General features: G+C 34.4%; 5 protein-coding genes and 3 pseudogenes. 5 read left to right on the forward strand and 3 right to left on the reverse strand.

Annotated features, from left to right (window positions below; all coding sequences use genetic code 11):
- The first annotated feature begins 36 nt into the window (after positions 1-36).
- The 3 genes and pseudogenes from FPG78_RS05865 (at position 37) to FPG78_RS05875 (ending at position 3764) form a co-directional block, all read left to right on the forward strand.
- Positions 37-2936: pseudogene (locus FPG78_RS05865) on the forward strand (Tn3 family transposase).
- A gap of 34 nt (positions 2937-2970) precedes the next feature.
- A complete protein-coding gene (locus tag FPG78_RS05870; protein WP_144087044.1) occupies positions 2971-3168 on the forward strand; it encodes a hypothetical protein in 198 nt (65 codons plus the stop codon).
- Positions 3169-3209: 41 nt separating this feature from the next.
- Positions 3210-3764 carry a PD-(D/E)XK nuclease domain-containing protein gene (locus tag FPG78_RS05875; RefSeq protein WP_186292499.1) on the forward strand — a complete coding sequence of 185 codons (555 nt, stop codon included), beginning with the start codon at positions 3210-3212 and terminating at the stop codon, positions 3762-3764.
- Positions 3765-3945: 181 nt separating this feature from the next.
- On the opposite strand, the pseudogene FPG78_RS05880 reads toward FPG78_RS05875, so the two are convergent.
- The 3 genes and pseudogenes from FPG78_RS05880 to FPG78_RS05895 all read right to left on the reverse strand — a co-directional run.
- Positions 3946-4668: pseudogene (locus tag FPG78_RS05880) on the reverse strand (IS4/Tn5 family transposase DNA-binding protein); the annotation flags it as partial.
- Between the two features lie 602 nt (positions 4669-5270).
- Positions 5271-5510: a transposase gene (locus FPG78_RS05890; RefSeq protein ID WP_255431773.1), complete on the reverse strand. Its 240-nt coding sequence runs from the start codon at positions 5508-5510 to the stop codon at positions 5271-5273.
- A gap of 95 nt (positions 5511-5605) precedes the next feature.
- Positions 5606-5869 carry a hypothetical protein gene (locus tag FPG78_RS05895; protein WP_144087049.1) on the reverse strand — a complete coding sequence of 88 codons (264 nt, stop codon included), beginning with the start codon at positions 5867-5869 and terminating at the stop codon, positions 5606-5608.
- 1398 nt (positions 5870-7267) lie between these two features.
- Between FPG78_RS05895 and FPG78_RS07225 the strand changes: the two genes are divergently transcribed.
- On the forward strand, positions 7268-7420 hold the full coding sequence (locus FPG78_RS07225; RefSeq protein WP_223262025.1) for a hypothetical protein: 153 nt from the start codon (positions 7268-7270) through the stop codon (positions 7418-7420).
- A pseudogene (locus FPG78_RS08490) lies at positions 7413-7717 on the forward strand (JAB domain-containing protein). The gene FPG78_RS07225 and the pseudogene FPG78_RS08490 overlap by 8 nt, the downstream one beginning before the upstream one ends.
- The last annotated feature ends 328 nt before the right edge of the window (positions 7718-8045 follow it).

Consider the following 8045-nt stretch of genomic DNA (forward strand, 5'->3'; position numbering starts at 1 on the left):
TCTGGTCAGCCGATCTATTTGTTCTACTAGTAGAATATCATTCAGGATTTAGCGCTTATTAATACGTACCGCAAGCCAGCCAATAGGTTCGGTTTTTCTGTCTTGCTTTGTTACCTGAAGAACATAGGGATGATCCCAGATAAAAAATCACTACTTTCCGATTTTTTACTCAAGCATATCGCTAGCAGACTTAATTTATCAAATGAACTTTGGAAAGATTACGCATCAGGACGAGACACCACTCGCAGGGAACATTTAATAGAACTATACCACTATCTAGGACTAAAAAAATTTACAAAACAGATTCAAAATGATTGCATTTCGTATTTAATTCCACTTGCAAAACGCACTGACAAGGGTATTCTTCTTGCACAAGAACTTCTAAAGTATATGCAGCGGAATTGCGTGATTATTCCCACTATTGATGTACTGGAGTGAACGTGCTCAAAGGCCATGGCTGCTGGTGATAAAATAGTATTCTCGGAACTGAATGCTCAACTTATATCAGAGCATAAGGTCAATCTAGACAGCCTTCTGATTGCATCAAATAATCATCTTTCACGTCTATCTTGGATTCTTCAACCTCCTGGTAAAATTAACGGAAAAAATGTATTACAGCACATTGAATGCTTGAATACGATCGTGGCAATAGACTTACCGGTAGGGATCGGACGTTTAGTTCATCAGAATCGGTTACTGAAACTGGCCCGTGAGGGTCGGAATATGAGCAGCCGAGATTTGACTAAGTTCTCATCAAGCAGACGATACGCTATTCTAATATGTGTGATTGAAGAAGCCAGAGCTACACTTACAGATGAGATCATCGATTTGCATGAGCGTATCTTGAACAGTATGTTCAGCCGGGCTAAAAGGACTCAGGCGGAGCGACTCCAGCAAACAGGTAAACTTATCCAGTCTAAACTGTACCAGTATATTGCTATTGGTCAAGCATTAACTGAAGCCCGTGAATCCGGAGAAGATCCATGGACTGCTATTGAACATGTTATGCCATGGCAAAAATTTATTATAAGTCTAGAAGAAACCCGTTTTTTGACCAAAAAAAGTAATTTTGATCCACTGCATATTATTATTGAGAAATATAGTACGTTACGTAAATACGCTTCAAGAATGTTGTCTGCGTTGGAACTGAATGCCACGCCAGCTACACAGTCACTAGCCGAGGCTCTGACAGTCATCAGAGAAATGTATTATAAACAGTTACGAAAGGTCCCACCAATGGCACCGTTGGATTTTATTCCTGAAAGCTGGAGGAAAGTGGTTATTGCACCCACCGGAATAAATCGACAGTACTATGAATTTTTCGCTCTTAACGAACTGAAAGACGCGCTTCGTTCAGGGATATCTGGGTAAAAGGTTCTCGCCGATATAAAAATTTTGACGATTACCTCATTCCTAAAAAGGAGTTTAATAAGTTGATTCAGAATCATCAGTTACCACTTTCTGTCCCTTTTGATTACAGTCAATATATTGGAAGTCGCCTAACATTATTGAAATCACGACTCGAAGAGGTAAACAAAATGGCCCTTATAGGTGATTTACCTAATGTTGAAATATCTAATAAAAGAGTAAAGGTCACGCCATTGGATAATAGTGTTCCTGCAGAGGTTTCACCGCTGACAGCCCTGGTTTATAGTATGTTACCTCATCCTAAAATTACAGAGATACTGGATGAAGTAAACGACTGGACAGCGTTTACTAACCATTTTTCTCATCTCAAAAATGAGGTCATCCGCCCTGATACTCGGCTCCTCCTAACCATTATCCTGGCTGATGGAATTAACCTTGGGCTAGGTAAAATGGCAGAGGCCTGTCCTGGAGTTACTAGATCTTCACTGGAAAGTATTCAGGCGTGGTATATACGAGATGAAACGTATTCAGCTGCTCTTGCTGAATTAGTTAATGCGCAGGGAAAGCAACCTATGGCGATATACTGGGGTGACGGTACTACATCGTCTTCAGACGGTCAGAACTTCAGAGTCGGAAGCCTTAGACGCTACGCTGGACAAGTCAATCCTAAATATGGACAGGATCCTGGTATTCAGTTTTATACGCATATCTCTGATCAATACAGTCCATTTTATACCAGGGTTATCAGTCGGGTAAGAGATTCAACTCATGTACTCGATGGCTTGCTGTATCACGAAAGTGATCTAGAAATCCGGGAACACTATACCGATACATCTGGTTTCACCGATCATGTATTTGCCATGATGCACCTACTTGGTTTTGAATTCTGCCCAAGAATTCGAGATCTACATGACAAACGACTTTTTATTCAAGGAAAAGCCCAACAATACCCTGGACTTCAGTCTATTATATCTTCGAACAGCCTGAATCTGAAAGATATCAAATCAAACTGGGCTGACGTGCTTCGTCTAGCCACCTCGATCAGCCAGGGGACAATTACTGCATCCCTAATGCTCAAGAAGTTGGCCAGTTATCCAAAACAGAACGGTCTGGCAAAAGCTCTCAGAGAAATCGGGAGAATAGAAAGAACATTACTCATGCTGAACTGGTTTCGAGATCCAGCATTGCGTCGACGTGTACAAAAAGGGCTTAATAAAGGAGAAGCCCGTAATGCCCTTGCCCGTGCGGTATTTATGCACAGGTTGGGGGAAATCAGGGACAGAAATCTGGAAAATCAGAGCTACCGTGCCAGTGGACTAACACTGCTCACAGCTGCCATCACGCTATGGAACACGGTCTACATCGAAAGAGCTGTAGACTCTCTGAAAAAACAGGGAATAAAAATCAATGATCAATTGTTATCACATCTATCTCCATTAGGATGGGAGCATATCAATTTGACAGGAGATTATATCTGGACAAGAAAGCGTAAAAAAACATTAAGTAAGTTCCGACCTCTACGACCGGCTAACATAGAAAAATACAAAAACAGCCTTAACGTACAATAATTTCCCATATCCAAGGAGACCCCTATAGCAACAAATGAAGCAAAATATACATCGGTTTAATATGGATTGGGATAAATGTAGTTTCCCAATAGATAAAGTCAGATTTAAACTCGTACATCCTTCTCTCCATGAAATGCCTTTGCTACCCTTGATGTACCAAACTGGATACCTTACCATGGATCTTGACCCATCTCATGTACAAGATAAAAATAACCTGACTTACTATATTTAAAGTTTCCTAACCAGGAAGTAAAATCTTCTTTAAAGCTTATATTGGCTGATTTTATCGTTCAAGCACACCAGGAAGCAGGAAAGGCATGTAGCGCATCTGTTTTGAGTGCTTTAAGAAAAGAGGCATGGGTTTCTTTTCTTAACATCGTGCGAAGCGATTGTTTAGCCAAAGCGGGTTACCGTTTTTTAGATAAAACCGAAAAAAGTTTTCAGGGTACTTTATATGCGTTTCTAAATGGTGCTTTCCATGAAATGCATGATACAAATGCTAGCGCCGAAAGAGATAGTGCAATAGGCCGTTTGGATATCGTTATGGAAGATAAGTACAATGAAAAAAGAACCGTATATATCTTCGAGCTAAAAGTAGACAAACCAGCCTTAGACGCTCTAGAGCAAATACATAGTAAAGATTATAGCATTCAATATGGAACCTGTCATAAGAAGGTGCTTATAGGCCTAACATGCGATGCTATAAAGCTCAATATTATTGAGGCAACTATTGAAGTACATCAAAAAGATGATAAAAATGACTTTCAACTGATGCCACCTAAAAATTTTGCCGTTAATTCCGTTGGTTATTTTCAAGAAGTAGGATAGAAAGGGTGTACATATTGTCCCATATACTAAAAACAATGAGTTTCTGGTTTTATGTTTTATAAGATCGATATCTGATACAGATAGTTAACTATTTTAGGAGCTGGTTTTGTGTGTCTCGTTTTGTTACGATTGAACAATTGAAAATCAGTGAAGCATAGATCCTGGATAGACATCATTAGGTCGATTTCTTGTTTACTGTTCTGTCTTGACGTACTCTTACTAAAAAGGAAGCTTGATTATTGGAAGTAGTTTCAAATAAATCGTAAATATCTCCTGCTCTATCACAAACAGTAACTATCTTAACAGCCTTTAATCCAGGATGACCAGTAGCCTTTTTAAAAGATGTAATCCAACGTATACTCTCTTTCTCTTCTATAGGAAGAGCAATATTATGGCTTCTTTTTTTTAATTCTTTTAGTGCTGCATCTAACTCAGGTCTAGCGTTAATTTGTTGATCCAATAATCCTAAAGGCAAGCCTTCCGTTATGACTGCAAACGTTGTATGCATAACTAACCCATAGGTTTTAAAATTAGTTACTTTGGAGGTCAGTCTTGCTGCTATAACTCTTAACCCTTCAGTCTTTTTATGGTTTTTATAGGAAATATAGCTTGTGTCTTGTATAGCTAAAATAGTTGAATATGAATTAGATCTTTCAACAGTTTTAAGTGTATGGCTATCTAATATCTTACTCACAGCAATAGAATCATTTTAGAAAAATCTATAGGCTGCTTTACTTTGGTACCAATCTTGGCAGGCTTGATTTATCGAACATTCAGGAGAAGCCGAAAAACTGTTAGCTATTTTTAATAGTCTTTTACTTAATCTTTTATTACCAAAATCTACACTGCTGAATTCATGACCTGACCAACAACTGCTTGAAATACTTAAATCTTTTTGTGTCATTTATGCCCAATACAAAATGCTAATTGAAATATGTCTACTAATCCAATAAATTAGTAAAATATTCTTTAGCATTTTTTGACTTATGGGTAATAGTAAGCCTAGGAACAGGACAAATAAAATAAATTATGGTCACAACACCTCCCTCCATCAGGAGGCGTTTAAAACCAATAACAGAGATGTAAAAGCTAGTAGTAGCCCAAAACCAAGCAACAAAGGTGCGCTAAAAATCTTTATTTACTTACGAAAGTACTTGTCTCGTACGTAATGAAACAATAAATAGTTCATTGCAATCATGTATAATGCTATTGCAATGGCAAAACCAGTTTTAAATGATATCATAGACAAAAAAAACAATAGACCAGTGTATTAAAAGAAATAATAAGATTAATCTACAATTATTGTTGAAACAATCCAAACAAATCTGTGAAATAGATCTATTTGGCAACCAATTTATATGGTCATCTTGGGTCTGTCCATTTAAGTGTGTAAATATTTTAGTTTATGTAAATATACAACCTCAAAAATATTTACACACTTAAAACTAAAGAGTCCGACTACTTAAGGAATCCAAGCTCTTTAGCTTTCCGACTGCCCAATTTCGCTCAACTGTAGCCTTTCCTAAGGCTTTTGCAAAGTTCATCATTTTGATGCTTAAGTGCGCTAATTTCTTCTTTATACACACCGACAATCTTGGATGGATCAAAGGTTATAGAGGCATTCTCTAAAAACTGACGTTTCCAATTTTGCAGCGTTTTGCTAGTGACGCCATATTTGGACGATAGCTCAACTAATGTTAAATCTTCTTGTAGTAAGGCTAATACTATTTTAGTCTTTTCTTCCAAACTAAAATGCCTAATTTTTTTTCTGCCCATCTGAGTGTTCTATTTTATGACTTTGAAACTAAACCATACAGAAAATAAAGTAAAAGATTTTTATCCTATTTTTTCAGTCCATTACATTTAGTACAAATACCATAGTCATCCATTTGATCTGCAAATTCTATATAATAGTAGCAGATTCCTAGTTTTTTTCCTATACCATCTAGTATTTCTCCATTATTGGAATCATATTCCTCTCCTATTTTCTGTATACCTTTTATAAGAGATAGGATTTTTTCTTTTTCAAGAGTCTCAAAAAATTGATAGGAATCTAATAATATTAATACATCATTTAACTGATAACTTCCTGAGTGATTGGACATAACTTTTTTTTATTAAAAAAATATATTAGGGTAAATTGTTATTTTTTTAAAAAAATATAGACTTAAGATCTGAAAAAAATCTCCTTTGTCTATATTACATACATTATATCAATCAAACTTAAAACTAACATGCATGTCATGTAAATATATGTATTTTTATTTAACCTAAATACTATTTAAAAATTAAAATGCTATTATGTAATAATAGAGACAGTCTTACTAACTATCATTAACATTTTGCACTGTTAGGATATTGTGATAGGTCTATAGTATGAGGTCGTTGTGATAGGTAGACTATAATGGTGTGAAGTTTCAACAGAAACGCTATAAAAAATTTTAATGTAAAATATAACCAAAATGTTAATCATTTAGCGACGTTATCGATTTACAACTTATAGCTTTTTATAAACCATATATATATATATATATTCATATATCAATTATTTGTATATAATTTTTGTGTATTTGTAATAATTATACATATTTAAATTTAAATATATTTATAACCAATATATGTTTAAAATTACTATATGAATTTATTTCTGTTAATTATTATTATATATTGTATATATAGATTGTATAGTTGTAAATCTATGTATATAGTATGATATAGTTTTATATTTTATTGTTGCAGAATTTTTTAGTTATGAATGGTTACATGCATTCATAGGTTATGCCAATGACATTACGTTGGTTAACCCTGATGTAGCATTAGGTGGTGTCTTCGCAACTAGATTTAATCCTAAGGTTAATAAAAAGTGGTGCAGTAGACTATTATAATTTGACCAAATAGATACTGTCTAAGATCTAGCCATCTAACTTATACACGGATATAATTATTTTAATTGGAATAGTATTATGAAAGAACATGACGAAAATGAAAAAATGGGCTTCCCCATATTTCCTCAATCAAATAAGATTCATACCCAAAGTAAACAACCTTACCCAGTTCAAATCAATAGTTTAACTTCTGTTCAATTTAAGCTTCCTGCTGATGTTGTACATAAGATTAGGTGTTACTGCTACTGGGAACGTATCACAACCAACAGTTTTTTGATGATCTGGTAGACAGTTTCTTTAAAGAAAAAACAGTTGAAGATATTCCGGAATCTGTTAAAAATAGGTATAGAGCAGGTAGAAAAAGAAGATTTTAATTATAGTTAATTTTATTAAATATTAAATATAAATTTTATATATATAACTTATAAAATGTATTTACATTGTATTTATTATACAAGTTTTTAATTTGTATAAAATACATTATATACCTTATAATAAACAATTAATATATATTTATATATTAATTATATTCTTTTATATATAGTACACTTATTTAAAAAATTTTGATTATGTCCATAGATAACAAAGATTTACCCTGCACCCACGCACGTGATTCCTATGATGTATATTGCCATTCACGATGCTTTTGATGCTTATAATGTGATGCTGACTATTCTGAAAAGAGATGATAAACCAGATTTAACCAAAGAGCATTTATGGGTCATTGTATTAAGCGTACGCAATCTTAATTGTAAATATAGAACTGGTTAGTGTAGGTAGTTCCTATTTTACTGCTGTAGAGCCAAAGGAAATCATGGGTGTGCCTTCTCAGAAAAAAGCAGCTGGAATCATTATGATTCATAACCATCCCTGTGGAGAAATGAAGCTTCTGCACATGATTTGGATGCTACAGATCGGATGATTCAAGTAGGAAGAATATTAGATATTCATGTTATAGATCATTTAATTATTTCTAAAAGGCAGTACTGTGGCTATTATAGTTTTCAGGACCATAGGCTTATGGATACGCTACGAAAAAGTGTTAAATATATCCAAGCTTTGAAGTAAAACAGAACTTTGAAAAGAAAATTGATTTCCTATACAAAGCATTTAAAGAAGAAGTAAAATTAACTAAAATTAAAAGTAAACAAGTCGGAAAGGAATTAGGTAAGAAAGAAGGTAAACTAGAGGGGGAGAAAATAGGACTAGAAAAAGGAAAGAGAAAATAGAAATCGTTAAGACAATGCTTGAAGCAGGTGAACCAGTAGAAAAAGTTATGCGTTTTACAGGATTATCGATCAAAGAAATAGATCAGCTAAAACAGGTCGATTAAATTCTATAAAAACTATCTACCTTGTAGTGTGTGGCACGATTATATACCTTTAAATAAAAGTAA

The sequence above is a fragment of the Cardinium endosymbiont of Dermatophagoides farinae genome (genome assembly GCF_007559345.1).
In the GTDB taxonomy this organism is placed as follows: Bacteria; Bacteroidota; Bacteroidia; order Cytophagales; family Amoebophilaceae; genus Cardinium.